Source organism: Streptomyces sp. NPDC056296, assembly GCF_042268605.1.
Classification (GTDB): Bacteria; Actinomycetota; Actinomycetes; order Streptomycetales; family Streptomycetaceae; genus Streptomyces.
Map to the genome: position 1 here is coordinate 13,015 of NZ_JBHJRX010000040.1, position 25,547 is coordinate 38,561.

At 73.4% G+C, this 25,547-nt stretch carries 22 protein-coding genes and 2 pseudogenes; 11 read left to right on the forward strand and 13 right to left on the reverse strand.

Annotated elements, in window-relative coordinates; translation table 11 throughout:
- Positions 1–61: 61 nt before the first annotated feature.
- Positions 62–2,074 (reverse strand): annotated as a pseudogene (locus ACFCZF_RS26880) (BTAD domain-containing putative transcriptional regulator).
- A 250-nt stretch (positions 2,075–2,324) separates the two neighbouring features.
- Between ACFCZF_RS26880 and ACFCZF_RS26885 the strand changes: the two are divergent.
- A complete protein-coding gene (locus ACFCZF_RS26885; RefSeq protein WP_376673820.1) occupies positions 2,325–3,203 on the forward strand; it encodes an alpha/beta fold hydrolase in 879 nt (292 codons plus the stop codon).
- A 98-nt stretch (positions 3,204–3,301) separates the two neighbouring features.
- A complete protein-coding gene (locus ACFCZF_RS26890) occupies positions 3,302–4,570 on the forward strand; it encodes an MFS transporter (RefSeq protein WP_376673821.1) in 1,269 nt (422 codons plus the stop codon).
- Positions 4,571–4,730: 160 nt separating this feature from the next.
- On the opposite strand, the gene ACFCZF_RS26895 is transcribed toward ACFCZF_RS26890, so the two are convergent.
- Together ACFCZF_RS26895 and ACFCZF_RS26900 are read right to left on the reverse strand one after the other, a co-directional pair.
- Positions 4,731–5,759, reverse strand: coding sequence for a hypothetical protein (locus ACFCZF_RS26895; RefSeq protein WP_376673822.1), 1,029 nt, complete (start codon positions 5,757–5,759; stop codon positions 4,731–4,733).
- Positions 5,760–5,862: 103 nt separating this feature from the next.
- Complete coding sequence (locus ACFCZF_RS26900) at positions 5,863–6,291, reverse strand: VOC family protein (RefSeq protein ID WP_376673823.1); 429 nt, start codon at positions 6,289–6,291, stop codon at positions 5,863–5,865.
- A 135-nt stretch (positions 6,292–6,426) separates the two neighbouring features.
- Between ACFCZF_RS26900 and ACFCZF_RS26905 the strand changes: the two are divergent.
- Positions 6,427–6,559: pseudogene (locus tag ACFCZF_RS26905) on the forward strand (LysE family translocator); the annotation flags it as partial.
- Between the two features lie 21 nt (positions 6,560–6,580).
- On the opposite strand, the gene ACFCZF_RS26910 reads toward ACFCZF_RS26905, so the two are convergent.
- Complete coding sequence (locus ACFCZF_RS26910; protein WP_376673824.1) at positions 6,581–7,006, reverse strand: PPOX class F420-dependent oxidoreductase; 426 nt, start codon at positions 7,004–7,006, stop codon at positions 6,581–6,583.
- Positions 7,007–7,084: 78 nt separating this feature from the next.
- Positions 7,085–7,975: an NAD(P)-dependent oxidoreductase gene (locus ACFCZF_RS26915; RefSeq protein ID WP_376673825.1), complete on the reverse strand. Its 891-nt coding sequence runs from the start codon at positions 7,973–7,975 to the stop codon at positions 7,085–7,087.
- A gap of 199 nt (positions 7,976–8,174) precedes the next feature.
- Between ACFCZF_RS26915 and ACFCZF_RS26920 the strand changes: the two genes are divergently transcribed.
- Positions 8,175–8,648: a type II toxin-antitoxin system PemK/MazF family toxin gene (locus ACFCZF_RS26920; RefSeq protein ID WP_376673826.1), complete on the forward strand. Its 474-nt coding sequence runs from the start codon at positions 8,175–8,177 to the stop codon at positions 8,646–8,648.
- Here the strand turns inward: ACFCZF_RS26920 and ACFCZF_RS26925 are convergent.
- The gene (locus ACFCZF_RS26925) at positions 8,633–9,472 is read right to left on the reverse strand and encodes a TIGR02452 family protein (protein ID WP_376673827.1); all 840 of its coding nucleotides are present in this window, start codon (positions 9,470–9,472) and stop codon (positions 8,633–8,635) included. The genes ACFCZF_RS26920 and ACFCZF_RS26925 overlap by 16 nt on opposite strands.
- Before the next feature lie 287 nt (positions 9,473–9,759).
- Between ACFCZF_RS26925 and egtA the strand changes: the two genes are divergently transcribed.
- The 4 genes from egtA to egtD are packed head-to-tail and all read left to right on the forward strand — an operon-like array spanning position 9,760 to position 14,190.
- Complete coding sequence (gene egtA, locus ACFCZF_RS26930) at positions 9,760–11,061, forward strand: ergothioneine biosynthesis glutamate--cysteine ligase EgtA (protein WP_376673828.1); 1,302 nt, start codon at positions 9,760–9,762, stop codon at positions 11,059–11,061.
- Positions 11,058–12,431, forward strand: a complete 1,374-nt coding sequence (egtB, locus tag ACFCZF_RS26935; protein ID WP_376673829.1) for an ergothioneine biosynthesis protein EgtB — start codon at positions 11,058–11,060, stop codon at positions 12,429–12,431. Before egtA ends, egtB begins: the two co-directional genes overlap by 4 nt.
- Complete coding sequence (gene egtC / locus ACFCZF_RS26940) at positions 12,431–13,231, forward strand: ergothioneine biosynthesis protein EgtC (RefSeq protein ID WP_376673830.1); 801 nt, start codon at positions 12,431–12,433, stop codon at positions 13,229–13,231. Before egtB ends, egtC begins: the two co-directional genes overlap by 1 nt.
- Positions 13,228–14,190: an L-histidine N(alpha)-methyltransferase gene (gene egtD, locus ACFCZF_RS26945; protein ID WP_376673831.1), complete on the forward strand. Its 963-nt coding sequence runs from the start codon at positions 13,228–13,230 to the stop codon at positions 14,188–14,190. The genes egtC and egtD overlap by 4 nt, the downstream gene beginning before the upstream one ends.
- 68 nt (positions 14,191–14,258) lie before the next feature.
- On the opposite strand, the gene ACFCZF_RS26950 is transcribed toward egtD, so the two are convergent.
- Positions 14,259–15,521, reverse strand: a complete 1,263-nt coding sequence (locus ACFCZF_RS26950) for an extracellular solute-binding protein (protein WP_376673832.1) — start codon at positions 15,519–15,521, stop codon at positions 14,259–14,261.
- 255 nt (positions 15,522–15,776) lie between these two features.
- Here ACFCZF_RS26950 and ACFCZF_RS26955 point away from each other — a divergent pair, with 255 nt between their 5' ends.
- Positions 15,777–15,992 carry a dodecin gene (locus tag ACFCZF_RS26955; protein ID WP_121745613.1) on the forward strand — a complete coding sequence of 72 codons (216 nt, stop codon included), beginning with the start codon at positions 15,777–15,779 and terminating at the stop codon, positions 15,990–15,992.
- Between the two features lie 48 nt (positions 15,993–16,040).
- Here ACFCZF_RS26955 and ACFCZF_RS26960 read toward each other — a convergent pair whose 3' ends face one another.
- The gene (locus ACFCZF_RS26960; protein WP_376673833.1) at positions 16,041–16,532 is read right to left on the reverse strand and encodes a hypothetical protein; all 492 of its coding nucleotides are present in this window, start codon (positions 16,530–16,532) and stop codon (positions 16,041–16,043) included.
- Positions 16,533–16,591: 59 nt separating this feature from the next.
- On the opposite strand from ACFCZF_RS26960, the gene ACFCZF_RS26965 reads away from it, so the two are divergent.
- Together ACFCZF_RS26965 and ACFCZF_RS26970 are read left to right on the forward strand one after the other, a co-directional pair.
- Entirely contained in the window at positions 16,592–17,611 is a 1,020-nt protein-coding gene (locus ACFCZF_RS26965) for an LLM class flavin-dependent oxidoreductase (protein ID WP_376673834.1), read from the forward strand.
- 95 nt (positions 17,612–17,706) lie between these two features.
- Positions 17,707–20,052, forward strand: coding sequence for an ATP-binding cassette domain-containing protein (locus tag ACFCZF_RS26970; protein WP_376673835.1), 2,346 nt, complete (start codon positions 17,707–17,709; stop codon positions 20,050–20,052).
- 45 nt (positions 20,053–20,097) lie between these two features.
- On the opposite strand, the gene ACFCZF_RS26975 is transcribed toward ACFCZF_RS26970, so the two are convergent.
- The 5 genes from ACFCZF_RS26975 to ACFCZF_RS26995 all read right to left on the reverse strand — a co-directional run bounded on the left by ACFCZF_RS26975 (position 20,098) and on the right by ACFCZF_RS26995 (position 25,546).
- Entirely contained in the window at positions 20,098–20,982 is an 885-nt protein-coding gene (locus ACFCZF_RS26975; protein WP_376673836.1) for a DUF2382 domain-containing protein, read from the reverse strand.
- A gap of 82 nt (positions 20,983–21,064) precedes the next feature.
- The gene (locus ACFCZF_RS26980; RefSeq protein WP_376673837.1) at positions 21,065–21,865 is read right to left on the reverse strand and encodes a lysophospholipid acyltransferase family protein; all 801 of its coding nucleotides are present in this window, start codon (positions 21,863–21,865) and stop codon (positions 21,065–21,067) included.
- Positions 21,865–22,635 carry a GNAT family N-acetyltransferase gene (locus ACFCZF_RS26985; RefSeq protein ID WP_376673838.1) on the reverse strand — a complete coding sequence of 257 codons (771 nt, stop codon included), beginning with the start codon at positions 22,633–22,635 and terminating at the stop codon, positions 21,865–21,867. Before ACFCZF_RS26985 ends, ACFCZF_RS26980 begins: the two co-directional genes overlap by 1 nt.
- A 215-nt stretch (positions 22,636–22,850) precedes the next feature.
- Positions 22,851–23,600, reverse strand: coding sequence for a succinate dehydrogenase/fumarate reductase iron-sulfur subunit (locus tag ACFCZF_RS26990; RefSeq protein ID WP_375917184.1), 750 nt, complete (start codon positions 23,598–23,600; stop codon positions 22,851–22,853).
- The gene (locus tag ACFCZF_RS26995) at positions 23,597–25,546 is read right to left on the reverse strand and encodes a fumarate reductase/succinate dehydrogenase flavoprotein subunit (RefSeq protein WP_376673839.1); all 1,950 of its coding nucleotides are present in this window, start codon (positions 25,544–25,546) and stop codon (positions 23,597–23,599) included. Before ACFCZF_RS26995 ends, ACFCZF_RS26990 begins: the two co-directional genes overlap by 4 nt.
- Between the last annotated feature and the right edge of the window lies 1 nt (position 25,547).

Here is a 25,547-nt window from a genome sequence, read left to right on the forward strand (position 1 = left end):
TGCCGGGCGCGATCACCCTCGCCACCCGCCACGGACCGGGTGTACGGCCCTGACCGTCGTACTATTCCCGGCCGCCGGTTCCTCCCTGGTTCGGCCCCGCCGCGGCGGGGCCGAGTGCCCGGCGGAGCGCGGCGAGCCAGTCGTCGACCGGTCCGGAAGTGAGCAACCCGCTGCCCGCGCCCGCCAGTTCACCGGACGCGGGCAGCAGTCGTCCGTACGTCCGCTCCAGGGCCGCGCGGTCGCCGAGTTCCAGGGCGAGTGCGGCCTCGGCGCAGCACAGGGCCTCGTACAGGAGGTCGGGCGGGGGCTCCGGGAGGGCCCCCAGTGCCGTCCGGGCCTCGGCGTCGCGGCCGTCGGCGAGGAGGGCGAACGGTTCGGCCCAGGGGCGGTACGGCCCCCAGTCCGCGCGCGGGTCCACCTCCGCCGGCCGTCCGTGGGCCAGGCGCAGACCGAGCAGGGCGAGCGGCAGCAGTCCGCGTTGCAGGCCCGGCATCCCCGCGCCGTCGAGCCCCGCGGCGGCGGACCGGTAGGCGGCCGCGGCGCCGTCGTACGGGCTGCCGGTGGCGGCCCGGCGCAGGGCTCGGTACCACTCGGTGAAGACGGCCACGAGCGGCCGTTCGTGCCGTTCGGCCAGGCGGTCGACCGCGGTGGCGTGCTTGTCGGCGGCGGTGAGGTCGGCGAGTGCCGAGCGTGCCTGGAGCCGGATGAGGTGGCCGAGGACCACGTGGTTGACCAGGCCGTGCCGGGTGGCAAGGGCGACGAGTTCGGCGCCGATCGCGTCGCGGCGCGGGGCCAGTCCGGCGGTGGTGCAGGACTGCATGAAGACGCCGTTGAGGGCGAAGGCGAGCAGCGCGGGGTCGTCCAGGCGGCGGGCGATCCGCTCGGCCGCGTCCGCCGCCCGCGGTCCTTGCGGGGACCGGACACCCCGGGACTCCAGGGCGACGGTGGCCAGCAGGCGGCAGCGGTCGGCTCGGGCGGTGGTGTCGTCCGGCAGGGCGGCGAGGGTGCGCTCGGCCGCCGCGACGATCCGCCGGGCCCGTTCGGGGTCGTCGCTGCGGGTCCAGTTGGCGGGCACGTCGTAGGCGCCGATCACCCGGGCCGTCAGTTCCGCGTCGCCCGTCTCCTCCGCCGCCGCGACGGCCGTCGTACGGTGCTCCCGGGCGGCCTCCAGACCGCCGCCGCCGGTGACCGCGAGGGAGCGCAGCAGGCCGACGGTCGACTCCAGGCGGGCGTGGGCACCGGCGGCGACCGTGCGGTCGTACGCCTCGGTGGCGCGGGCCCACAGCCGGGCCGCCGCCTCCGCCGGCTCGCTGGGCGGGTCCAGGCCGGGGTCCTGGGCGAGGATGCCGGCCTCCAGTCGGCGCAGCCGGGGCCCGGGGTCGACGCCCAGCTGTCCGGCGAGCAGGGCGCGGGCGCGGCGCAGCACGGCGAGGGCGTCCGCCTGGCGTCCGGTCCGGTACAGGGCCAGGGCGAGCAGGCGCCAGGCCTCCTCGCGCCAGGGATGCTCGGTCAGGTGCGCGTCCAGGTCGGGGACCGCCTCGGCGGCGCGGCCCAGCTCCACGAGCAGTTCCGCGCGCCGTTCGACGGCACGCAGCCGCAGTTCGGTGAGCCGGGAGCGCTCGCCGCGGGCCCACTCCTACCCGCTGAACTCGGCGTAGGCGGGGCCCCGCCACTCCCCCAGCGCTGCCCGTAGCCGGTCCGGCGCCTGTGCGGCCGGCAGCCGGTCGGCCTGAGCGACGGCCGCCTCGAAACGCCACGCGTCCACCGCCTCCGGTGCCGCGCGCAGGGCGTACCCGGGCCCCTCGGTGACCAGCAGCCGGGCCGGGGCCCGCGGCGGACGGTCGGGTTCCAGGGCGCGGCGCAGATCCCCGACGAAGGTGCGCACCGCTCCCACGGCCCGCGGCGGTGGTTCGTCCCACAGGTCCTCGACGAGGCGGGCGAGCGGGACGACCCGCCGTCGGGCCAGGAGGAGGCGGGCCAGTACGGCGCGGTGCCGGGGGCCCTTGAGGGCGAGTACGTCGCCCGCGCGCTCGGCCGTGACCGGTCCGAGCACACCGAACGTGACCGCTTCCATGTTCCGTCCGCTCCGATCCGCCACCGTTCGCGCGATCACCACGGTACGCGTGCTGATCGGTTGCTGATCGAGGCCCGGCAGGCTCGAAGGCGTCATCAGCGAGACGCGAACAGGACCGATGTGAGCGGACCTGATGTGCGCAGACCCGATGTGACCAGACCCGATGTGACCAGACCCGATGTGACCAGACCCGATGTGACCAGACCCGGTGTGCACGGGCCTGATGTGACCAGAGAGGTACAGACCAGCCATGGAACCGACCATCCCGGGCTTCACCCACGACCGCGTGACGGTCGCCGACGGCGTCGCCCTGCACGTGGCCGTCGGCGGCTCCGGCAGCCCTATCGTGCTGCTGCACGGCTTCCCGCAGACCCATCTGATGTGGCGGCACGTCGCCGCCGACCTCGCGGCCGACCACACCGTCATCTGCCCCGACCTGCGCGGTTACGGAGACAGCGACAAGCCGGCCGACCCGGACGGCACCGCCTACGCCAAGCGGACCATGGCCGCCGACGTCGTCGCCCTCGCCCGGGCGCTCGGGCACGAGCGGTTCGCGCTGGCCGGACACGACCGGGGCGCCCTCGTCGCGGTGCGGGCGGGGCTCGACCATCCGGACGCGGTGACGCACCTGGCCGCGCTGGACGTGCTGCCGACCCTCGACATGTGGGACGTCCTGCACGGCACCACCGCGGCGGTGGGCTTCCACCTGTACCTGATGGCGCAGCCGCCCGGGCTGCCGGAACAGCTGATCGGCGCCGCGCCGGACGCGTTCTTCGGTCACTTCCTCGACAGCTGGACGCGGGACCCGGACGCCCTGCCCGCCGACGTACGCGCCGCCTACCTGAAGGCGTCCCGCGAGGCGGTGCCGTCCATCGTGGCCGACTACCGTGCCTCGGCCGGCATCGACGTCGCCCACGACCGGACCGACCGCGCCGACGGCAACCGGCTGCGGATGCCCGTGACCGTCCTCCAGCAGGACTGGGGCGCCGCCCTCGGCTACGACGCCGCCGCGCTGTGGCGGGCCTGGGCCCCGGACCTGCGGCACGACACCGTCGACTGCGGCCACTTCATGGCGGAGGAGGCGCCCGGCGAGGTCGCCGGGGCCTTGCGGAAGCTGCTGACGCGGTAGGGCCCGGGCGGGCCGGGCGTCGGCGGACCGGCGTACAACGGCCTGTTGTGCGGGGTCTCCGAGCGGTTGTTTGATCGGCGGGGCCGACACTCGCTTTGATGTCGGGCGTGACGGAGTCGGGCGTCGTGGGCGGCGGGTCGCTGGGGCGGCAATTCGGGTGGCTGTGGGCCGCGTACTCCGTCAGCACGTTCGGCACGCGGCTGGCGTTCGACGCCTTTCCACTGATCGCGGTCGTCGTGCTGGACGCCGGAACGGCGCAGGTGGCGGCGCTCGCGGCGGCCGGTCTCGCGGTGGGGGCGCTGGTGGCGGTACCGCTGGGGCCGTGGGTGGAGTTCCGGCGCAAGCGGCCGGTCATGGTCGCGATGGACCTGGTCCGGTGCGTGGTGCTGCTGAGTGTGCCGCTCGCGTTCGCGTTCGGCCGGCTCGGCTTCGCCCAGTTGCTGGTCGTGTCGGTCGTCGTCGCCGCGGCCGACATCACCTTCAGGGCAGCCGCCGGTTCCTGTCTCAAGGCACTGGTACGGCCGCGGGACCTGCTGACCGCGAACGGCCGGTTCGAGGCGACGGCCTGGACCGCGACGATGCTCGGGCCCCCGGTCGGCGGGGCCGTGGTCGGGATCTTCGGGCCGGTGGTGACCGTGGCGGTCGACGCGGTCAGCTATCTGCTGTCGGCGCTGGGGATCCGGGCGATCGGCGGCGGGGAGCCACGCCCGAGACGCGCCGACCTGCCTCGGCTGCGGGCCGGTGACCTGCTGGACGGCTGGCGGTACGTCCTCGCCTCGCCGGGTCTGCGTCCGCTGTTCCTCAACACGGTCCTCGTCAACGGCCTGATCATGGCGACCGCACCGCTGCTCGCCGTCCTCATGCTGGGCGATCTGGGCTTCGCGCCCTGGCAGTACGGTCTCGCCTTCGCGGTGCCCTGCGTCGGTGGACTGGTCGGCTCCCGGCTGGCCCACCCGCTCGTGGCACGTTTCGGGCCGCACCGGGTGCTGGTCACCAGCGGGGTGCTGCGCGTGTGCTGGCCCGTCGGGCTGGCCTTCGTCGGCCCCGGCACCTCGGGGCTGGTCCTCGTGATGGTCGTCGAGTTCGGGCTGATCACCTCCGTCGGCGTGTTCAACCCGGTGTACGCCACCCGTCGGCTGGACCTGACCCCGGCGGACAGGGTCGCGCGTACGCTGTCCGCCTGGACGGTCAGCGGGAAGCTGGCGACCGCGGGACTGACCGCGGTGTGGGGCCTGTTGGCGGGCCTGACCGGAACGCGTGCGGCCGTCGCGCTCGCGGGCGTACTGCTCCTCGCGACCCCGCTGCTGCTGCCGCGGCAGGACCATGTGTCCGGCCAAGCCCTGGTGGGGCCTACCAGTGACCGGTGAAGCCCAGTCGTTGTCGTTCCACGGGCCGCCCGACAGGAGCCCGTCGCCGCCCTTGCCCTTGCCCACGCCACGCCACGCCACGCCACGCCACGCCACGCCACGCCACGCCACGCCTGCAACGATTGACCCATCCCAACTCCCGTGCGGAACCCATTGCTTGCTACTGCGGCGGCACGCCCCGGCCGAGGGCGGGGAACTCCCGGCGGGCCTCGGCGAACAGGGCCGGGTAGTCGGTGCCGTGGGTGACCGCGGCGGCGAAGAGGGCGTCGAGCGCGGCACGCAGCGGGTCCGGTTCGGCCGCGGCACGCAGTGCGGGCATGGCCATGACCTGTCGCAGCGGGTTGCCGCGGCATCCGTCGAACGCGTCCGACGCGGTGCGAGTGATGCGGTCGTCGGTGAAGAAGCGCTCCCAGGCCCGCCGGGGGTCGTCGAACGGGGCCGGCAGGGGCTCCCCTCGGTCCAGCGCCGCCAGCGCGGGCGTGATCCAGTCGACGTCGTCCAGCCCCGCCGCGGTGAAGGCCCGGTGGGCGGCCCACCGCGCGAGGCGCCGCTGCGTCGCCGGACACACCGCGTCGACGGCGTCGAGCAGCTCCCGGTCCAGCGGGACGAGCCCGCGTGCGTCGCCGCCGACTTCCCGAACTCGCGGGCTGGGCAGCCGACCGCCCCAGGACAGGGTCTCCGCGCGTTCTTGCGCGCCCTCCGCGCTGCGTGAGGTCTGCCGGACGACCCGGTCCGCGGCGGGCGGGGCGGGCCAGAACTGCAGCAGACAGTGGCCGACCGGCCCGGCGACCTCGGCCGCGGTGGACTCGGTCTCCGCACTCCGGTCCATGCCACGTCCGCAGTAGCGCACCCGGTGGTCGGCGGGCGGCAGGTCCATCTCGCACAGCACCCCGTGACCGCAGGGCAGAACGGCGGTCGAGGGGGAGACTGGCCGGAAGGACGCCTCCACCACGTCCTCCCAGCCGTCGTCGAGCGGCGGGGCGGCCCCGTGCACCTCGACGGTCAGCCCGACCCTGCCGGTACGCAGGCCGGTACCCAGGAGGAGACGGCCGGGGACGGCCGCACCGCACAGACCGTTGATCTGTCCGGCGCAGGCCTCCGACGGTCCCGGACCGTGCGGGTCCCGCCGGCTGTCCACGTGGAACCGCCCGTGGACAACCGCCAGTTCACCGCTGTACACCCTCCGCATGACCGCCCCCTGATCGCGTCCGACTCACTGAGACCACCAGTATGCGGAGGGGGTCTGACAACGGGCCGGGCGACAAGTACGCCGACGGGTGTGCGGACGCCGATCAGCGCGCCCCGGGAACGTCCTCCGTGACGCCGTTCAGCGGCGACGACGGGTCGCTGCCGTAAGGGCGGGTGAAGGCCTCCATGGCGTGCCCGGAAGGGTCGATGAAATACACGCCCCGCCCGCCGTCGTTGCGGTTGATCCGGCGCGGGTGCCGGCCGTGCGGGTCGGCCTGAATGGGTACCCCGCCCTCCACGAGCCGGGCGAGGATCGCGTCGAACTCGCCCTCGGAGACGAGGAACGCGTAGTGCTGCACGGGGATGTCGATGTCGACGGTGGCGAAATCGAGGGTGACGCCGTTGGCGGTCGTCACGGGCAGGAACATTCCGGCCGGCTCGCCTACCTCCAGCCCCAGGGTCGCGGCGAGGAAGTGAGCGGACTTCTCCCGGTCGCGGGAGAGAACGATGGTGTGGTTGAACTCGACTGACACGGGTCAATGCCTCCACGGGCATCTCCGCGGCGCCTCCATGCCTCACCCGGACGGTGACCGACACGCGATGCCGCGCTGGGGATCTTAGACAAGGCGGAGCGAGGTGTCGATGCCGGGCGAAATCCCGTGGAACGCGGTGCGGGGCCCGTGGTCGAGCGGTCGGCCGTCGTCTTCACCGCCCTCAAACTGGCCGGCGCCGCCTACCTGGTGTACCTCGGGGTCGAGGCGCGAACGCGGGCGCCTGCGGGCCGCGTTCGCCGGTGACGGACGCGGAGATCGCGGTCGTTGCTCAGGTGGACGCCTGGTCGCTGTCCTTCATCGCGCCCCAGCCGTGCCAGCGCTCCACCTCGATCCAGGCACTGACCCGGGGACGGACCCGGTCCGGGTACGGATTGCCCGTGTAGTGCCTGGAGAGGCGGTCGATGCCGGTGAGGTCCTCGTCGTCGCGGGTCTCGGTGACACGGCCGATGAGGGTGACGTGGGTGTACCAGTCGTCGCCCGCGAGGACGGTGAGGGTCACGCGCGGATCGCGGCGCAGGTGCCCCAGGCGCACCCGGCCCTCGTCGAGGTTGATCAGGACCCGGCCGTCGTCCTCCCACAGGTACCAGGTGGGCGTGGAGACGGGGGCGCCGTCCGAGCGGAGGGTGGCCATGACGCACGGGTTGGGACGACGCAGCAGGTCGACGGCCTCGGACGGCAGCGGCGGCTTGGACATGCGAACTCCTCTGTTCCTTGGTGCTTTTCTTGGTTGTTCCACCCGGTACCCCGGGTGCGCTCAGTACCCCGGGTGCGCTCAGTCGGACGGCTTCTCGTCGAAACTGGCGAAGTACGCCGCCGCCATGTCCTCGTCGCCGTGCCCCTGCGCGGCGGCGCGCGCCAGGCGTTCCGCGCCGGCGGCGGCCACGTCGAGGCGCACGCCGTTCGCCTCGCCGGCCTCGACGATCAGCCGGGCGTCCTTCGCGGCGGTATTGACCGCGAACTGGGCCGGTGTCAGCGCGCCGTCACGGATCATCGCGGTCTTGGCGCGCAGGTAGCCCATGTCGAGCGGGCCGCCGGCGATGGCGTCGAAGAAACCGTCCGGGTCCACGCCCAGTGCCTTGGCGAGCGCCAGGACCTCGCCCGCCGCGTTGGTGGCGGCGAGGACCCAGCTGTTGGCCACCAGCTTCAGCCGGGTGGCGCTGCCGGCGGCGCCGTCCTCGCCGGTCCACACCGTGCGGGAGCCGACGGCGTCCAGTACGGGTGCCACCGCGTCCCGTGCGTCGGCCGGCCCGGCGGCCAGGACCAGCAGTTGTCCGGCCTCGGCGGGCTGGCGGGTGCCGAGGACGGGCGCGTCGAAGAAGACGAGGTCGTGTTCCCGGGCGAATGCCGCCAGGTCGGCGACCGCGTCGACGCCGGCGGTGGTCGACTGGACCCACGCGGTGCCGCGGCGCAGGCCGGGGGCGGCCTGCCGCATGACGTCGAGGGCTGCCGGACCGTCGTACAGCATGGTGAGGACGACGTCGGCGCCCCGCACCGCCTCCTCGGGGCCGCCCGCGACGTGCGCGCCGTCGGCGGCCAGGGGCTCGGCCTTGTCCCGGCTGCGGTTCCAGGCCCGGACGGTGTGCCCGGCCCGGGCGAGGTTGCGGGCCATGGCGGCACCCATGATGCCGGTGCCCAGGACGCTCACGGTGAGCTGGTCGGTCATGACGTCGGCTTTCTGTGCTCGTTCGGGTCGGTGGCCGGGGTCCCGGGCGCGGGACCCGGTGATCAGCCTGCCACCCGGTGGCGGGCGGCGCCGGTCGGATCCGGCGGGCCGGGCCCGGTGGCCGTCCACCGGGTCGGCGTCTCCGTGGCGCGGGCCGACGCGTGGAGGGCCGCGCCTGCGCGTCCCGTACGGTACGGCCGTGAGCGCCTTTACCGACGACACCGCCGACACCGCCGCCGACGACGACGCCGCCCCCGGCCGCTACGGCCCCACCGCCACCACCGAGGCCGACCCCCGGGACGTGGGCCGGGTGCGTACCGAGTACTCCCCCGCGCACGACGGGGACCCGGATCCCGGCGAGATCGTCTGGACGTGGGTGCCCTACGAGGAGAACGACGGCCGGGGCAAGGACCGGCCCGTGCTCGTCGTCGCCCGCGAGGCCGCCGGCACGCTGCTGGCCGTGCAGTTGTCCAGCAAGCGCCACGACGGGGACCGGGAGTGGGTACCGATCGGGAGCGGTCCCTGGGACCGTTCCGGGCGCGAGTCCTGGGTCGACGTGGACCGGGTGCTGCGGTTGCACGACGCCGGTATGCGCCGCGAGGCGTGCGCCCTGGACCGGATGCGGTTCAACCTCGTACGGCAACGGCTGCGGGAGCGCTACGGCTGGAGCTGACCGGGGCGGTCCGCCCCGTCCGGGAAGGCACGCGCGAACGCCTCCCGGACCGTGCCGCCCGGCGTGCGGTCCAGGATGCCGAACGCCACCCGCTCGAAGGCCGCCGCGAACCGTCCGCCGGGCCCGAGCAGCCCCCGGAACGCGCCCGCGACCTGGGCGGGGTCGTTGCGGAAGACCCCGCAGCCCCAGGCACCGAGCACCAGCCGCCGGTAGCCGTGGGCCGCGGCCGTCTCCAGCACCCGCTCGGCGCGTGCGGCCAGGGCGCCGGGCAGCTCGGCGGCCCGCTCCGGGGCCGTGCGCAGCACCACGCCCGCGTTCGGCGCGGCGGACGTGAGGAAGGCGGCGGTGTAGGGCTCGTCCAGCAGGCGGCCGCGGTCGTCGCGGAAGACGGGCACGGCGGGCGAGTGGATGACGCGATCCGTGTAGAACGGGTCGCGGTGGGCGCGGTGGTGATCGTAGAACCCGCGCGCCCGCAGCAGGCAGGTGTACAGCGCGGAGGCCCGGCACAACGCCTCCTCCTGCGCCTGGGCGCCGTTCAGGTAGCCGCCGCCCGGATTGCGGGCGGAGGCGAAGTTCAGCACGGCGACCTCGCCGCCGAGCCGGCGGGCGGCCTCCAGGCTGCTCTCGCCGGTGACCTCGAAGACCGTCCGCACCGGAGCGGAGGGGGCCGGCTCGACGGGCTCCGGCCCGTACATTCGCGTACCGTCGCGTGCCGCCTCGACCGCCGCCGCGATCGGCACCTCGCGCCCGTCGGGCGCACGGTAGGACCCCGCCGTCACGATCTGTTCCGTCCGCTGTGCGATACCCCGCAGGCGCGCGCTCACGGCGCCACCCCCGTGGACGCCGTGGCCGCGCGCCGCGCGGCCTCCCCCGTCGTGCTCATGAAGGAATCCTGGGTGATGCTGGTGATGCGGTGCAACGGAGTTTCCCGACCGGCGAACGACGGGGAAAGCCCCCGGAAACGGACGGGTCGCGGAGATTACCGAGCTGGAACGTCCCGTTATGCACCCTTGTGCGGAGCGACACGAGGGTCTTGGGTGGGACGAGTGTGCCGACCCGGCCCACCGTAAGAGGGTCGGCGGCATGGATGGAATCTCAGGAGGATCCCGACATGTCCGATGCGGTAAGTGGCTGTACCCGGCCACGCACCACCGTCACCGAAGCCGAGGTCGAGGCGCTGGTCCACGGCATCTGCTTCAAGACCGGTCCGCCGAGGCGCCTCGGTGTCGAAGTGGAATGGCTCGTCCACGAGCTGCGCGCGCCGCGGCTCCCCGTGTCACCCGAACGGCTCGAAGCGGTCTACTCCGCACTGCGGGCCGTGCCCCTGAGGTCGGCGCTGACCGTCGAACCCGGCGGCCAGCTGGAGCTGAGCTCGCTCCCCGCCGCCTCCCTGATGGAGTGCGTCGCCACCGTCTCCGCCGACCTCGACGCCGTCCGAGCGGTACTGCGCGAGGACGGTCTCGCCCTCGTCGGCCTCGGCCACGACCCCTGGCACGCGCCCCGCCGCTACCTGCGGCAGCCGCGCTACGACGCCATGGAGGCCTGCCTCGACCGCACCGGCCCCGCGGGCCGTTTCATGATGTGCACCTCCGCCTCCGTGCAGGTGTGCCTGGACGCCGGGCACGAGGAGCCCGGCCCCCTCGGTCACGTACGCCGCTGGTGGCTGGCCCATCACCTGGGCGCGGTGCTGCTGGCCGCGTTCGCCAACTCCCCGCTGGCCGGGGGCCGTCCCACCGGCTGGCGGTCCACCCGGCAGCTGCGGTGGACGCAGATCGGCACCGGCCGGGCGGGCGGCCCCCCGCTGGACGCCGACCCGCGCGGCGCCTGGACCCGGCACGTCCTGGACGCACCGGTGATGTGCGTCCGTCGGGATGGCGGGCCCTGGGACGTGCCCGAGGGCATGACCTTCCGGGAGTGGACCAGGACCGGGGTGCCGAGGCCGCCGACCCGGGAGGATCTCGACTACCACCTCACCACGCTGTTCCCGCCGGTCAGGCCGCGCGGCCACCTGGAGCTGCGCATGCTCGACGCGCAGCCCGGGGACGACGGCTGGATGGTGCCGCTCGCCGTGACGGCGGCGCTGTTCGACGATCCGGAAGCCGCCGAGACCGCCTACCGGGCCGTGAAGCCCCTGGCCGAGCGCACCCTCGGGCTGCCCGCCCCGCACAACCCGCTGTACGAGGACGCGGCCCGCGACGCCCTCACCGATCCGGAGCTGCGCGAGGCGGCCGTCGCGTGCTTCACCGCGGCGCTCGCCGCCCTGCCCCGGCTCGGTGCCACGACCGAGGTGACGGACGCCGTCGCCGGGTACCTGGAGCGCTACGTCCAAAGGGGCCGCTGCCCCGCCGACGACCTGCTGGACATGCCGGACGGCGCGAGCCGTGGCCCGCACGGGAGGGAGACCCGCCCATGACCGACCCCGCCATGGAGACCGCCACCGACACCACCGCCGACACCGTCGCGGCCGGTGAATCGGCCGTCGACGCCGAGACCCTGCGCGAGCGGGCCCTGACCACGCTCGTCACGGCCCGGGACCGCACCACGCTGCTGACCAGCTGCGTGGAGGGCCCCGACCTGACCGACCAGGTGTCGCCGCTGATGTCCCCGCTGGTGTGGGACCTGGCGCACATCGGCAACCAGGAGGAGCAGTGGCTGCTGCGCGCCGTCGCCGGGCACGAGGCGATGCGGCCCGAGATCGACAGCCTCTACGACGCCTTCGAGCATCCGCGCGCCGAGCGGCCGGGGCTGCCGCTGCTGTCGCCCGCCGAGGCCCGCCGGTACGCGGCCGACGTGCGCGGCCGGGCGCTGGACGTGCTGGAGGGCACCGCGTTCCACGGGACGCGGCTGACGGAGGCGGGCTTCGCCTTCGGGATGATCGCCCAGCACGAGCAGCAGCACGACGAGACCATGCTGATCACGCACCAGCTCCGCAAGGGCCCGCAGGCCCTGACCGCCCCGGACCCGGACCCCGTGCCCCTGTTCACCGGCCCGGCCGAGGTCCTGGTGCCCGGCGGCCCGTTCACGATGGGCACGTCGACCGAGCCGTGGGCCCTGGACAACGAACGCCCGGCGCACCGGCGCGAGGTGGCGCCCTTCTACCTCGACACCACGCCGGTGACCAACGGCGCCTACCGGGCGTTCATCGACGACGGCGGCTACGACGACCCGCGCTGGTGGACTCCGCAGGGCTGGGACCACATCCGCCGGCACTCCATCACCGCCCCGCTGTACTGGCGCCGCGACGGCGGGCAGTGGCTGCGGCGCCGCTTCGGGGTCACCGAGGCGGTTCCGGCCGACGAGCCGGTGGTGCACGTGTGCTGGTACGAGGCGGACGCGTACGCCCGCTGGGCCGGGCGGCGGCTGCCCACCGAGGCCGAGTGGGAGAAGGCTGCCAGGTACGACCCGGCCGGCGACCGCTCGGCCCGCTACCCGTGGGGCGACGCCGACCCGGGCCCCGAGCACGCCAACCTCGGCCAGCGGCATCTGCGCCCGGCGCCCGCCGGCAGCTACCCGACCGGTGAGTCGCCGCTCGGGATACGGCAGTTGATCGGCGACGTCTGGGAGTGGACGTCGAGCGACTTCGCTCCGTACCCGGGTTTCCGGGCGTTCCCGTACAAGGAGTACTCGGAGGTGTTCTTCGGTCCCGACCACAAGGTGCTGCGCGGCGGTTCGTTCGCCGTGGACGCGGTGGCCTGCCGGGGCACGTTCCGCAACTGGGACTATCCGATCCGGCGGCAGATCTTCTCCGGGTTCCGCACCGCCCGGACACCGGAGGCTTACTGATGTGCCGTCACTTCGCCTACGTGGGCCCCGAAGAGCCCCTCGGCGGGCTCCTCGTGGCGCCGCCGCACGGCCTGTACCGGCAGTCCTGGGCGCCCAGGCACCAGCGCTACGGCACGGTCAACGCCGACGGGTTCGGCGTCGGCTGGTACGCCGAGGGCGACCCGGCGCCGGCGCGGTACCGCCGGGCCGGGCCGATCTGGGCCGACCAGTCCTTCGCCGACCTGGCCCGGGTGGTGCGGACCGGCGCGCTGCTCGCCGCCGTGCGGGATGCCACGCTGTCGGGTGCGGACGCGGAGGCCGCGGCGGCGCCGTTCGCCTCGGGGACCTGGCTGTTCAGCCACAACGGTGCCGTGGCGGGCTGGCCCGGTTCGCTGGCGCGGGTGGCCGGGACGCTGCCGCCCGAGGAACTGCTGTCGCTGGAGGCCCGGAACGACTCGGCGCTCGTGTGGGCGCTGGTCCTGGCCCGGCTGCGCGCCGGGGACGACGAGGGCCGGGCGCTCGCCGAGACGGTCCTGGAGGTCGCGGCGGCGGCCCCCGCCTCCCGGCTCAACCTGCTGCTCACGGGCGGCGCCACCATCACGGCCACCACCTGGGGCGACACCCTGTGGTATCTGACCCGTCCCGGCGGCGGCACGGCGGTCGCCTCGGAGCCGTACGACGACGACCCGCGCTGGCAGGAGGTCCCCGACCGCACCCTGCTCGTGGCGAGTCGCACGGACGTGCAGCTCACTCCGCTCAAGGACCCGGGCGACAACGCCCTCGCAGACGCTTTCGTCTCCCCGAAGGAGCCCCGCACGTGAGCCCGTTCCGTCTCACCCGCACGCTGCCCGAGGACGCCACGGGCGCCGCCCTGCGCGCCGACGTCCTGGCGGGCCTGACGAGCACGCCCAAGTGGCTGCCGCCCAAGTGGTTCTACGACGCCCGGGGCAGCGAGCTGTTCGAGGAGATCACCGCGCTGCCCGAGTACTACCCGACCCGGGCCGAGCGGGAGATCCTCGTCGACAGGGCCGGCGAGATCGCCGCGGCGACCGGCGCCCGCACCCTGGTGGAGCTGGGCTCCGGTTCCTCGGAGAAGACGCGGTTCCTGCTCGACGCGCTGACGGGTCTGCGCGGCTATGTGCCGGTGGACGTCAGCGAGAGCGCCCTCACCCAGGCAGGTCAGGCGCTCGTCGCGGAGCGGCCGGAACTCCAGGTGCACGCGCTGATCGCCGACTTCACCGCAGGGCTGACCCTGCCCGAGACGCCGGGTCCCCGGCTGGTGGCGTTCCTCGGCGGCACGCTCGGCAACCTGCTGCCCGGCGAGCGCGCCGCGTTCCTGACCGCCGTCCGGGCCCTGCTCTCCCCGGGCGACGCCCTGCTGCTGGGCACCGACCTGGTCAAGGACGAGCGGGTGCTGGTCCGGGCGTACGACGACGCGGCCGGGGTGACGGCCGCGTTCAACAAGAACGTGCTGTCCGTGCTCAACCGTGAGCTGGAGGCCGACTTCGCGCCCGCCGCCTTCGAGCACGTGGCGCTGTGGAACGCCGAACGGGAGTGGATCGAGATGCGGCTGCGCGCGCGTACCGCGCAGACGGTCAAGGTCCAGGCGCTCGACCTGGCCGTGGACTTCGCCGAGGGGGAGGAGCTGCGTACCGAGGTGTCCGCGAAGTTCCGACAGAAGGGGGTGCGTGCCGAACTGGCCGCGGCCGGCTTGGAGCTGGCCCGTTGGTGGACGGACGGCGAGGACCGGTTCGCGCTGTCGCTGAGCGTGGCGCGATGAGCGTCGTACGGTGAGTCCGCTGCGCTGACACCGCGGCGCGTCAGCGCGCGAGCACGCGTCAGCGCGCGTCAGCGCGCGTCGCGGTCCAGCAGTTCGGTGATGCGGTCGGAGGCCTTACGGGCCTCCGACTCCGCGTCTCCCCCGGTGAGCACCTTAGTCATGTACTCCTTGATCGGATTGTCCGCCTCGACCGCGCCCCAGCGGGGCGTGCCGGGAGTCGCCCGGCCCTGCGCGGCGCCGGCCGCCATGGCGGCGACCCCCTCCTCGTCCGCGACGGCCTTGGCGAGCGACTTCTTGTTCGGGACGTAGTTCATGGTGCGGGCCAGGTCGGTGTTCCATTTGGTGCCCACGAGCGCCTCCACCACGGCGAGGGCGCCCTCCCGTTCGTCGGTGTTCTTCGGGACGACGAGGTCGGAGCCGCCGGTGAAGACGGCGCCGGGCTTGCCGGCCTTCTTGCCGGGCACGGAGAAGAAGCCCAGTTCGCCCTTGAGTTCGGGGTTCTCGCGCACGATGGACTGGGCGAGCCCCGGCACCGCGATGATCTGCGCGACCTGCCCGTTCGCGAACACGCCGGCCTGCGGCGGGTGTTCCTCGTCGGCGTCCAGCGGACCGTCGCCCAGGGTCTGCAGCTCGCGGTAGAAGTCCATGCCGCGCAGGGCGGCCTCCGAGTCCAGGGCGCCCACCCAGGTGCCGCCCTCCTGGGTGGCCAGCTCACCGCCCTCGTCCCAAATGAAGCCGGAGAGCGTGTACCAGTCCTGTCCGGCCAGGTAGATGCCCTGGTCACCGCCCGTGTCGAGCTTTTCGGTGACGGTGAGCCACTCCTCGCGGGTGCGGGGCGGCTCGGTGACTCCGGCCTGCTCGAACAGGTCCTTGCGGTAGATGACCACGCGGTTGGCGGCGTACCAGGGGATGCCGAACTGCTGGGACATCCACTGGCCCGGTTCGGCGAGGCCCGGCAGCCAGTCGCGGATGCCCCAGTCACGCATCGACTCCAGCGTGAGGTCCAGCAGCCGGCCGCCCTCCGCGTACTGCGGGACCTGGGTGTTGCCGACCTCGATGACGTCGGGGCCGTCCGTGCCGTCGGCCTTCAGCGCGGTCTGCACCTTGTCGCCGATCCCGGTCCACGACTGGATCCGGATGTCGAGGTCGAGGTCGGAGTGTTTCCGCTCGAACTCCTCGGTGAACCGCCGCAGGAAGTCCTGCGAGGCGCTGTCCTTCATCAGCCACACGGTGACGGTGCGCCGCTCGTCCCCGCCGTCCTGCGATATCAGGCCGCAGCCGCTGAGCAGGGAGGCGGACACACAGACAAGGGCGAGCAGGCGACGTCTCACGAGGGGTCCTTCTGTCTGACGGACAGGGGGCGGAGCGGACAGGGAGGTCCTGCGCACGCGAAAGGAGACCCGACGTGGGGGGACGAGCCCGAGGCTCGAACGGGTGTCTGGGATTTTGGTATGGACCAATGCCTAGGTCAAGGGGTGACGGGCGGTTACCCTGCCGGGCCCCCGGACACCTCGCGCTCCGTCGCGGCTTGGGGCACGGTTGGAGTGATGCACGACACACCGCCGCCCCGCGGAAGGAGCACCCGCATGTCGAACCACACCTACCGGGTCACCGAGATCGTCGGCACCTCGCCCGACGGCGTCGACCAGGCCGTCCGCAACGGCATCACCCGCGCCTCGCAGACCCTGCGCAACCTGGACTGGTTCGAGGTGACCCAAGTGCGCGGCCAGATCGAGGAAGGGGAGGTCGCGCACTGGCAGGTCGGCCTGAAGCTCGGCTTCCGCCTGGAGGAGTCGGACTGACGCCCCGCTGGCTCACAAGCTCACGGGCTCACGGGCTCACCGTGACGGTCAGGTACGCCCCTCGCGCTCCTGTGCCACGCGCAGCTCGGCCGAGCGGGCCGCCCAGCGTGCCCGGACGACGGTGAATCCGGCCCGTTCGGCGTCGTCGCACACCAGCTCGTCGTCGTCCACGAGGACCCGGACCTCGCGGGTGCGGGCGAGCCGCTGAAGGATCTCCAGCTTGGTCCGCCGGGCGGGCCGGCGGTCGGCGTTGCCCCGCATGTGCACGGGACCTTCTGGCAGGCCGTGCGCGGTCAGCCAGTCGAGCGTGTCGCGCCGGCAGCGCTCCGGCCGCCCGGTCAGATAGACGATCGCGCACTCCTCGGCGCTCTCCCGCACCAGTGCGATGCCCTCCGCGAGCGGCGGATCGTGCGGCGCGGCGGCGAAGAAGGCGTCCCAGTCGCGCGGCCGGCGCTCCAGGAACCGCTGCCGGTGCGCGGTGTCGGCGAGGGTGTTGTCCAGGTCGAACACGGCCAGCGGGGGCCTGCTGCTGTCGGTCACCCGTCCACCCTAGGACTCCGTGCCGGGAATCCTGACGCCGCCCGGACGTTGAACACCGTGTGAGCTCAGTGACCGCGACCACCCGCTTCTCCGTCCTCGACCGCTCCCGCATCCGCGAGGGCCACACCGGCGCGCAGGCGCTGCACGACACCGTGGAGCTGGCGCGGGAGGCGGAGCGGCTCGGCTACCACCGGTTCTGGGTGTCGGAGCACCACGGCGTGCCCGGAGTGGCCGGCTCGGCCCCGACCGTGCTGGCCGCCGCCGTCGCCGGTGCCACCCGGCGCATCCGGGTCGGCACCGGCGGTGTGATGCTGCCCAACCACCGGCCCCTGGTCGTCGCCGAGCAGTTCGGCGTACTGGAGTCGCTCTTCCCCGGCCGGATCGACATGGGGCTCGGCCGCTCGGTCGGCTTCACCGACGGCGTACGCAGGGCGCTGGGCCGGGACAAGGACGACGCCGAGGACTTCGCCGCCCAACTGGAGGAACTGCTGGGCTGGTTCCGGGGCACCTCACCGACCGGAGTGCACGCCCGCCCCGCGGAGGGGCTGGCCGTGCCGCCGTTCGTGCTGGCCATGGGCGAGGGCGCGGCAGTCGCCGCCCGGGCGGGCCTGCCGATGGTCATCGGGGACCTGCGCGACCGCGACCGGATGCGCCGCGGCATCGACCGCTACCGCGCCGGGTTCCGCCCCTCCGAGTGGAGCCGGGAACCGTACGTCGTGGTCTCCGGGACCGTCGCCGTGGCCGACACCCCCGAAGCGGCCCGGCGGCTCCTGCTCCCGGAGGCCTGGTCCATGGCCCACGCCCGCACCCGGGGCGCCTTCCCTCCCCTGCCGCCGGCCGAGGAGGTCGAGGCCCGGACGATGACCGCCAAGGAGCGCGACCTGTACGACTCCGGTCTCACCGGGCACATCTCGGGCACCGAGGAACAGGTCGCCGACGAGCTGGAGTCGCTTCTCGGGGACACGGGCGCGCAAGAGGTGCTGGTGACCACGAGCACGTACGACCGCGAGGCGCTGCTCGACTCCTACGCGCGGCTCGCCCGCGTCGTCGGCGCCGGGGCGGCCACCGCCGCGGAGTAGAATCGCGGCGTTTGTCCCCCCGCCCCCACCGGTCCTACCAGCCCCACCGGTCCCGCCCAACGGCCGTCGCCGAAGACCGTACGGAGTTCCCCGCGATGCACAGCCCCCACGACCCGTACGTCCGGGTGCGCGACGCCCGCGAGCACAACCTCAAGAGCGTGGACGTGGACATTCCCCGGGACGTGGTGGCCGTGTTCACCGGTGTGTCGGGGTCGGGGAAGTCGTCGCTCGCGTTCGGGACGGTCTACGCGGAGGCGCAGCGACGCTACTTCGAGTCGGTCGCGCCGTACGCCCGCAGGCTGATCCACCAGGTCGGAGCCCCGAAGGTCGGCGAGATCACCGGGCTGCCGCCCGCCGTGTCGCTGCAGCAGCGCCGCTCGGCGCCCACGTCCCGCTCCTCGGTCGGCACGGTCACCAACCTCTCCAACTCGCTGCGGATGCTGTTCTCCCGCGCCGGCGACTACCCACCGGGCGCGCCGCGGCTCGACTCCGACGCCTTCTCGCCGAACACGGCGGCGGGGGCGTGCCCGGAGTGTCACGGGCTCGGCCGGGTGCACCGTACGACCGAGGAACTGCTGGTCCCGGACCCGTCCCTGTCGATCCGGGACGGCGCCGTCGCGGCGTGGCCGGGCGCCTGGCAGGGCAAGAACCTGCGGGACGTCCTCGACGCGCTCGGGTACGACGTGGACCGGCCGTGGCGCGAGCTGCCCGCCGAGCAGCGGGAGTGGATCCTTTTCACGGACGAGCAGCCGGTGGTCACCGTGCACCCCGTGCGGGACGCGGGCCGCATCCAGCGGCCGTACCAGGGCACGTACATGAGCGCCCGACGGTATGTGATGAAGACGTTCTCGGACTCCAGGAGCGCGACACTGCGGGCGAAGGCGGAGCGCTTCCTCACGAGTGCGCCCTGCCCGGTCTGCGGCGGCGGCAGGCTGCGGGCCGAGGCCCTGGCGGTGACCGTCGGCGGGCGCACCATCGCCGAGCTGGCCGCGCTGCCGCTCACGGAACTCGCCGGGATGCTGCCGACCGGCGGCGAGACGGCCCGGGTGCTCACCGGGGACCTCACCTCCCGCATCGCGCCCGTCGTCGAGCTGGGGCTCGGCTACCTGAGTCTCGACCGCCCGACGCCCACCCTGTCGGCGGGCGAGCTGCAGCGGCTGCGGCTGGCGACACAGCTGCGCTCCGGGCTGTTCGGGGTCGTGTACGTCCTGGACGAGCCGTCCGCGGGACTGCACCCGGCGGACACCGAGGCGCTGCTGACGGTGCTGGAACGGCTGAAGGCGGCCGGCAACTCGGTGTTCGTGGTGGAGCACCACCTCGGCGTGATGCGCGGCGCCGACTGGATCGTGGACGTCGGCCCACGGGCGGGCGAGCACGGCGGGCGGGTGCTGTACAGCGGTCCCGTCCCCGGGCTGGCCGAGGTCGGGGAGTCCGCCACGGCCCGCCACCTCTTCGACCGCTCCCCCGCTCCCGCCCGTGCGGTACGGACTCCGCGGGGCACGGTGACGGTCGGTCCGGTCACCCGGCACAACCTGCGCGGGGTGACGGCCGAGTTCCCGCTCGGTGTGCTCACCGCGGTGACGGGCGTCTCCGGCTCGGGGAAGTCGACGCTCGTCGGCGAGATCACCGAGGACCTGCCGGGAGTGGGTCGCCTGGTCTCCGTCGACCAGCGGCCGATCGGCCGCACCCCGCGCTCCAACCTGGCCACGTACACGGGCCTCTTCGACGTCGTACGCAAGGTGTTCGCGGCCACCGACGAGGCGCGGAAGAGGGGTTACGGCGTCGGGCGTTTCTCCTTCAACGTGGCCGGTGGGCGCTGCGAGACCTGCCAGGGCGAGGGGTTCGTCAGCGTCGAGCTGCTGTTCCTGCCGAGTACGTACGCGCCGTGCCCGGACTGCGGCGGGGCGCGGTACAACCCCGAGACGCTGGAAGTGGCGTACCGGGGACGGAACATCGCCGGTGTGCTGGATCTGACGGTGGAGGAGGCGGCGGAGTTCTTCGCGGACACGCCGACGGTGTCACGCAGCCTGGCCGCGCTGCTCGACGTCGGGCTGGGCTATCTGCGGCTCGGCCAGCCGGCGACCGAGCTGTCCGGCGGCGAGGCGCAGCGCATCAAGCTGGCGAGCGAGTTGCAGCGCGGGCGTCGCCGGTCCACCCTGTATCTCCTCGACGAGCCGACGACCGGTCTGCATCCGGCCGATGTCGAGGTGCTGATGCGCCAGTTGCACGGCCTGGTCGACGCCGGGCACACGGTGGTCGTCGTCGAGCACGACATGGCCGTGGTCGCGGGCGCCGACCGGGTGATCGACCTGGGGCCGGGCGGCGGCGAGGCGGGCGGCCGGATCGTCGCCGCGGGGCCGCCGGCCGAGGTGGCACGGGCGAGCGGGAGTGCCACCGCGCCGTATCTGTCCCGGGCCGTGGGCAGCGGGACGCGCCGGTGAAGGCGCTTCACCGGCGCGGGCCCTCGTGGTGACGGGCGGGGACGGTTACTCGCGGCCTCGCCGGGTGTCGTCCTCGGTGAAGGCCTCGGTGTCGGCCTCGATCCGCTCCTTGCGGACCCGGCCGCGTACCGTCTCGTCCTCGATGTGCTCCTCCGTGGTCATCCGGACGCGCTCCACCGGCACCGTCTCGGTCTCCACGACGGGGCGTTCCTCGTGCAGCGTGACCTCGTGCTCGTCCTCGCTGATCTCCGGTCCGGAGAGCGCCTCGCCACGGTTGGCGTCCGTGATCGGCTCGCGCTCCACCCGCACTTCCTCGTGGCTCACCGGAACGGTCTGCTGGACCTCTTCGGTGACCACGTACTTGCGCAGCCTGGCCCGGCCCGACTCACGCCTTTCGACGCCTACGTGCATCTGCTCCTCCGAGCGGGTCATGGCGTCGTCGCCGCGCATGTCCGTCCGGTCCGGCGTCTCCTGGTAGCCGGTCGTGCCGCCCGCCGCGCCGGCCATTCCGGCCGTACCGGCGGCTCCGGCGGCTCCGGCCGCTCCGGCCGTGCCCGTTCCCGCCGCCCAGCGGCCGTCGTCGGTCCGCTCGGCCTCGGACAGCACGCTGTCCCAGTTGATGCCGTAGTAGTCGTAGAGCCGGTGTTCCTCGGTCTCCGACAGATGGCCGCCCGCGTCGACGTCGACATTGGGCGCGCCCTTGACCTGGTCCTTGCCGTAGGGGACCTCGATGTGGTCCTGCACCAGCGCGGCGTCGCGGATGGGCACGAAGGACTCGTTGGAGCCGAACATGCCCGTCTTGACGCTCACCCACTCGGGGCGCCCGGTCATGTCGTCGAAGAAGACGTGCTTGGCGTCGCCGATCTTGTTGCCGTCACCGTCATAGACCGGATGGTCCAGGACGTTGGCGATCTCTTCACGGGTGATCATCTGGCATCACCCTCCTTCCGGAGTGCCTGCTTTCCGGATGTCCGCATCAGAGGTACGGAAACGTACGGAAGCGCACCATACGTCACAAATGCCACATACTTTTCGAAGGTGCTTTCCCCTGGGCGGCGTGGGCGAGCGAGCGACGGTCGGGGTGGCCGCCCGGTCCGATGACCGGCCGTACCTCCACCTCCGCGGTCAGCCCGCGCGCCGACGCCACCCGCCACAGGGAGGCGAGCAGGGTGTCCTCCCCGACGAACGCGGGCGCCGTACTCACCGCCCGCTCCCCGGCCCGGTACCGGATGTGGACCGGCTGGACCGGCACTCCGGCGTCCAGGGCGGCCTGGAAGACGGCCCGGCGGAAGGGCCCCTGAGCCCGTCCGCACCAGGTGCTGCCCTCGGGGAAGGCGGCGACCGCGGCGCCCGCACGCAGGGCCCGCGCGAGCACGGCGACCGTGTCCGGCAGGGCCCGCAGCCGGTTCCGCTCGATGAACAGAACCCCTCCGCGCGCGGCGAGGGGCCCCGCCACCGGCCAGCGCCGGATCTCGCTCTTGGCCAGCATCCGCGCGGGGCGCACGGCGGCGAGCAGCGGGATGTCGAGCCAGGAGACGTGGTTGGCGACGAGGAGCAGCCCGCCGGCGGGCGCGGCGGCGCCCGTGACGCGAACCCGGACGCCTGCGGCCCGCACGATCCACCGGCACCAGCGTCGCACCACCGCCGCGGGAACCTGCCTGCCGAGCGGGGTCAGCACGATCGCGATCCCGGCCAGCAGCAGAACGGCGACCGCCGTCAGCCGCAGCACGGCGCGCGGTACGGCGGCCGCCGCCCGGGACGGCTCCACGCACGCCCCGGGGGTGCAGGGCGCGGCGGGCAGCCAGGCGCTCATCAGGCCGGGACGAGCGAGAGGAAGTGCCGCAGATAGCGCGGGTCGACCCGGCTCATCGGCAGCAGCACGTAGAGGTCGGCGACGCCGAAGTCCACGTCGTGCGCGGGTTCCCCGCAGACCCAGGCGCCGAGGCGGAGGTAGCCGCGCAGCAGGGCCGGCAGTTCGGTACGGGCGGCGGGCGCCGCGGTGCGCGGGACCCACGGGAGCAGCGGCCGTACCCGGAACTCCTCGGGGGCCAGGTGCTTGGCCCGCACCCGGTCCCAGGTGCCCGCGGCCAGGGTGCCGCCGTCGGCGAGCGGGATGGAGCAGCAGCCCGCCAGCCACTCGTGGCCCTGGTCGGTCATGTAGCGGGCTATGCCGGCCCAGATGAGCCCGATGACGGCACCGTCGCGGTGGTCGGGGTGCACGCAGGACCGGCCGACCTCGACCAGCCCGGGGCGGATCGCGTCCAGCGCCGCGAGGTCGAACTCGCTCTCCGCGTACAGCCGCCCGGCGACCGCCGCGCGCTCCGGCGGCAGCAGTCGGTAGGTGCCGACGACCTGCCCGGTCGTCTCCTCCCGCACCAGCAGGTGGTCGCAGTAGGCGTCGAAGGGGTCGACGTCGTACCCGGGCTGCGGGCTCGCCAGCAGGGCACCCATCTCCCCGGCGAACACCTCGTGCCGCAGCCGCTGCGCGGCCCGCACGTCCTCCTCGTCGCGGGCGAGGGCGACGGTGTAGCGGTGGGGTGCGGCGGGCTTCGGGGGGCGGTCCGCGGTCAGTACGCCGGTCATGGCACTCTCCTGGTCACGAGCGGGGGCGGCGACGGCGGGCCGACGGTGTACGGTCCGCCGCACCTGTTCTTCCGCTGCCGGTTGGCCGGTGCGTGACCTGGGCCGGGAGAGTGGATGTTGGGCTGTTGAATGCCAGGGGCCAAAGCGAGACGGGGCCGGGAGGAGCACCTCCCCCGGCCCCGTCCGTCCGCACCTTTCGGCGAACGTTGTGTCGGCTACCGCTTCGCCACCTTGCGCGTCGCCCGCAGCCACTCCTTGTTCATGCTGGTGATGGAGACGAGCGGAATGCCCTTGGGGCAGGCCGTCGCGCACTCGCCGGCGAGGGTGCAGCCGCCGAAGCCCTCGTCGTCCATCTGCGCGACCATGTCCAGCACCCGGGTCTCCCGCTCGGGCGCCCCCTGCGGCAGGACGTTCAGGTGATTCACCTTCGCGGACGTGAAGAGCATCGCCGCCCCGTTCGGGCAGGCCGCCACGCAGGCGCCGCAGCCGATGCACTCGGCGTGCTCGAAGGCGAAGTCGGCGTCCGGCTTGGGCACCGGGGCGGCGTGGGCTTCCGGCGCGGCACCGGTCGGCGCGCTGATGTAGCCGCCTGCCTGGATAATGCGGTCGAAGGACGAGCGGTCGACGACCAGGTCCTTCACGACCGGGAAGGCGGACGCCCGCCACGGCTCGATGTCGATGGTGTCGCCGTCCTGGAAGGACCGCATGTGCAGTTGGCAGGTGGTGGTGCGCTCGGGGCCGTGGGCGTCGCCGTTGATGACCAGCGAGCAGGCGCCGCAGATGCCCTCGCGGCAGTCGTGGTCGAAGGCGACCGGGTCCTCGCCCTTGAGGATGAGTTCCTCGTTGAGGGTGTCGAGCATCTCCAGGAAGGACATGTCGCGGGAGATGCCGTCCACCTCGTACGTGGACATGGCGCCGTCGGCGTCGGCGTTCTTCTGCCGCCATACGCGCAGGGTGAGCTTCATGCGTAGCTCCGCTGAGTGGGGTGGACGTACTCGAAGACCAGGTCTTCCTTGTGCAGGGCCGGGGCCTCGCCCGTGCCCGTGAACTCCCAGGCGGCGGCGTACCCGAACTCGTCGTCCCTGCGGGCGGCCTCGCCGTCCGGGGTCTGGGACTCCTCGCGGAAGTGACCGCCGCAGGACTCGGCCCGGTGCAGCGCGTCGAGGCACATCAGCTCGGCGAGTTCCAGGTAGTCGACGACGCGGTTGGCCTTCTCCAGGGACTGGTTGAACTCCTCGCCGGTGCCCGGGACCTTGATGCGCCGCCAGAACTCCTCGCGGATCTGCGGGATGCGCTCCAGTGCCTTGCGGAGCCCGGTGTCGGTGCGGGCCATGCCGCAGAACTCCCACATCAGCTCGCCGAGTTCGCGGTGGAAGGAGTCCGGGGTGCGGTCTCCGTCGACGGAGAGGAGCAGGCCCAGCCGGTCCTCGGTCTCGGCCAGCACCTCCTGCACCACCGGGTGGCCGTCGTCCACCTCGTCCTTGTGGGGATTGCGGGCGAGGTAGTCGTTGATGGTGGCCGGCAGGACGAAGTAGCCGTCGGCCAGGCCCTGCATCAGCGCGGAGGCGCCGAGCCGGTTGGCGCCGTGGTCGGAGAAGTTGGCCTCGCCGACGGCGAACAGGCCGGGGACGGTGGTCTGGAGGTCGTAGTCGACCCACAGCCCGCCCATCGTGTAGTGCACGGCGGGGTAGATCCGCATGGGGACCCGGTACGGGTCCTCGTCGGTGATCCGCTGGTACATGTCGAAGAGGTTGCCGTACTTGGCCTCGACGGCCCCCCGGCCCATGCGCTTGATGGCGTCGGCGAAGTCCAGGTACACGCCCTGGCCGCCGGGGCCTACTCCCCTGCCCTCGTCGCAGACGTTCTTCGCGGCGCGGGAGGCGATGTCACGGGGCACCAGGTTGCCGAAGGACGGGTAGATGCGCTCCAGGTAGTAGTCGCGCTCGTCCTCGGGGATCTTGTTCGGCGGACGGTCGTCGCCCTTGGCCTTCGGCACCCAGATCCGGCCGTCGTTGCGCAGCGACTCGCTCATCAGCGTCAGCTTGGACTGGTGGTCGCCGGTGCGCGGGATACAGGTAGGGTGGATCTGCGTGAAGCAGGGGTTGGCGAAGTAGGCACCGCGCCGGTGCGCCCGCCACACGGCGGTCGCGTTGGAGTTCATGGCGTTGGTCGACAGGTAGAAGACGTTGCCGTAACCACCGCTGGCGAGGACGACCGCGTCCGCGAAGTACGTGTCGATCTTCCCGGTGACCAGGTCCCGGGCGACGATGCCGCGCGCCCGGCCGTCCACGACGATCAGGTCGAGCATCTCGGTGCGCGGGTGCATCTCGATGTTCCCGGCCGCGATCTGCCTGCTGAGCGCCTGGTAGGCGCCGAGCAGCAACTGCTGACCCGTCTGGCCCCGGGCGTAGAACGTACGGGAGACCTGGACGCCGCCGAAGGAGCGGGTGTCGAGCAGGCCGCCGTACTCGCGGGCGAAGGGCACGCCCTGGGCCACGCACTGGTCGATGATCTCGACCGAGATCTGCGCGAGGCGGTGCACGTTGGACTCGCGGGAGCGGAAGTCGCCGCCCTTGACGGTGTCGTAGAACAGGCGGTGGATCGAGTCGCCGTCGTTGCGGTAGTTCTTCGCGGCGTTGATGCCGCCCTGCGCGGCGATGGAGTGGGCGCGGCGCGGGGAGTCCTGGTAGCAGAACTGGACGACGCGGTAGCCCTGTTCGGCGAGGGTCGCGCCGGCCGAGCCGCCCGCGAGGCCGGTGCCGACGACGATGACCGTCTGCCCCCGCCGGTTGGCGGGGTTGACCAGCTTGGCCTCGAAACGGCGGGTGTCCCAGCGTTCGTTGACGGGTCCGGCGGGGGCCTTGGTGTCGGCGACCGGCTCACCGGTCGGGTAGTCGGCGTAGGTTGTCATG

Excerpts from the sequence above, each read along its gene's own strand:
- ACFCZF_RS26885 (WP_376673820.1), top strand. The coding sequence starts at position 2,325 with ATGGAACCGACCATCCCGGGCTTCACCCACGACCGCGTGACGGTCGCC.
- ACFCZF_RS26890 (WP_376673821.1), top strand. The coding sequence starts at position 3,302 with ATGTCGGGCGTGACGGAGTCGGGCGTCGTGGGCGGCGGGTCGCTGGGG.
- ACFCZF_RS26895 (WP_376673822.1), bottom strand. The coding sequence starts at position 5,759 with ATGCGGAGGGTGTACAGCGGTGAACTGGCGGTTGTCCACGGGCGGTTC.
- ACFCZF_RS26910 (WP_376673824.1), bottom strand. The coding sequence starts at position 7,006 with ATGTCCAAGCCGCCGCTGCCGTCCGAGGCCGTCGACCTGCTGCGTCGT.
- ACFCZF_RS26915 (WP_376673825.1), bottom strand. The coding sequence starts at position 7,975 with ATGACCGACCAGCTCACCGTGAGCGTCCTGGGCACCGGCATCATGGGT.
- egtA (WP_376673828.1), top strand. The coding sequence starts at position 9,760 with ATGTCCGATGCGGTAAGTGGCTGTACCCGGCCACGCACCACCGTCACC.
- egtB (WP_376673829.1), top strand. The coding sequence starts at position 11,058 with ATGACCGACCCCGCCATGGAGACCGCCACCGACACCACCGCCGACACC.
- egtC (WP_376673830.1), top strand. The coding sequence starts at position 12,431 with ATGTGCCGTCACTTCGCCTACGTGGGCCCCGAAGAGCCCCTCGGCGGG.
- ACFCZF_RS26955 (WP_121745613.1), top strand. The coding sequence starts at position 15,777 with ATGTCGAACCACACCTACCGGGTCACCGAGATCGTCGGCACCTCGCCC.
- ACFCZF_RS26970 (WP_376673835.1), top strand. The coding sequence starts at position 17,707 with ATGCACAGCCCCCACGACCCGTACGTCCGGGTGCGCGACGCCCGCGAG.
- ACFCZF_RS26975 (WP_376673836.1), bottom strand. The coding sequence starts at position 20,982 with ATGATCACCCGTGAAGAGATCGCCAACGTCCTGGACCATCCGGTCTAT.
- ACFCZF_RS26980 (WP_376673837.1), bottom strand. The coding sequence starts at position 21,865 with ATGAGCGCCTGGCTGCCCGCCGCGCCCTGCACCCCCGGGGCGTGCGTG.
- ACFCZF_RS26985 (WP_376673838.1), bottom strand. The coding sequence starts at position 22,635 with ATGACCGGCGTACTGACCGCGGACCGCCCCCCGAAGCCCGCCGCACCC.
- ACFCZF_RS26990 (WP_375917184.1), bottom strand. The coding sequence starts at position 23,600 with ATGAAGCTCACCCTGCGCGTATGGCGGCAGAAGAACGCCGACGCCGAC.
- ACFCZF_RS26995 (WP_376673839.1), bottom strand. The coding sequence starts at position 25,546 with ATGACAACCTACGCCGACTACCCGACCGGTGAGCCGGTCGCCGACACC.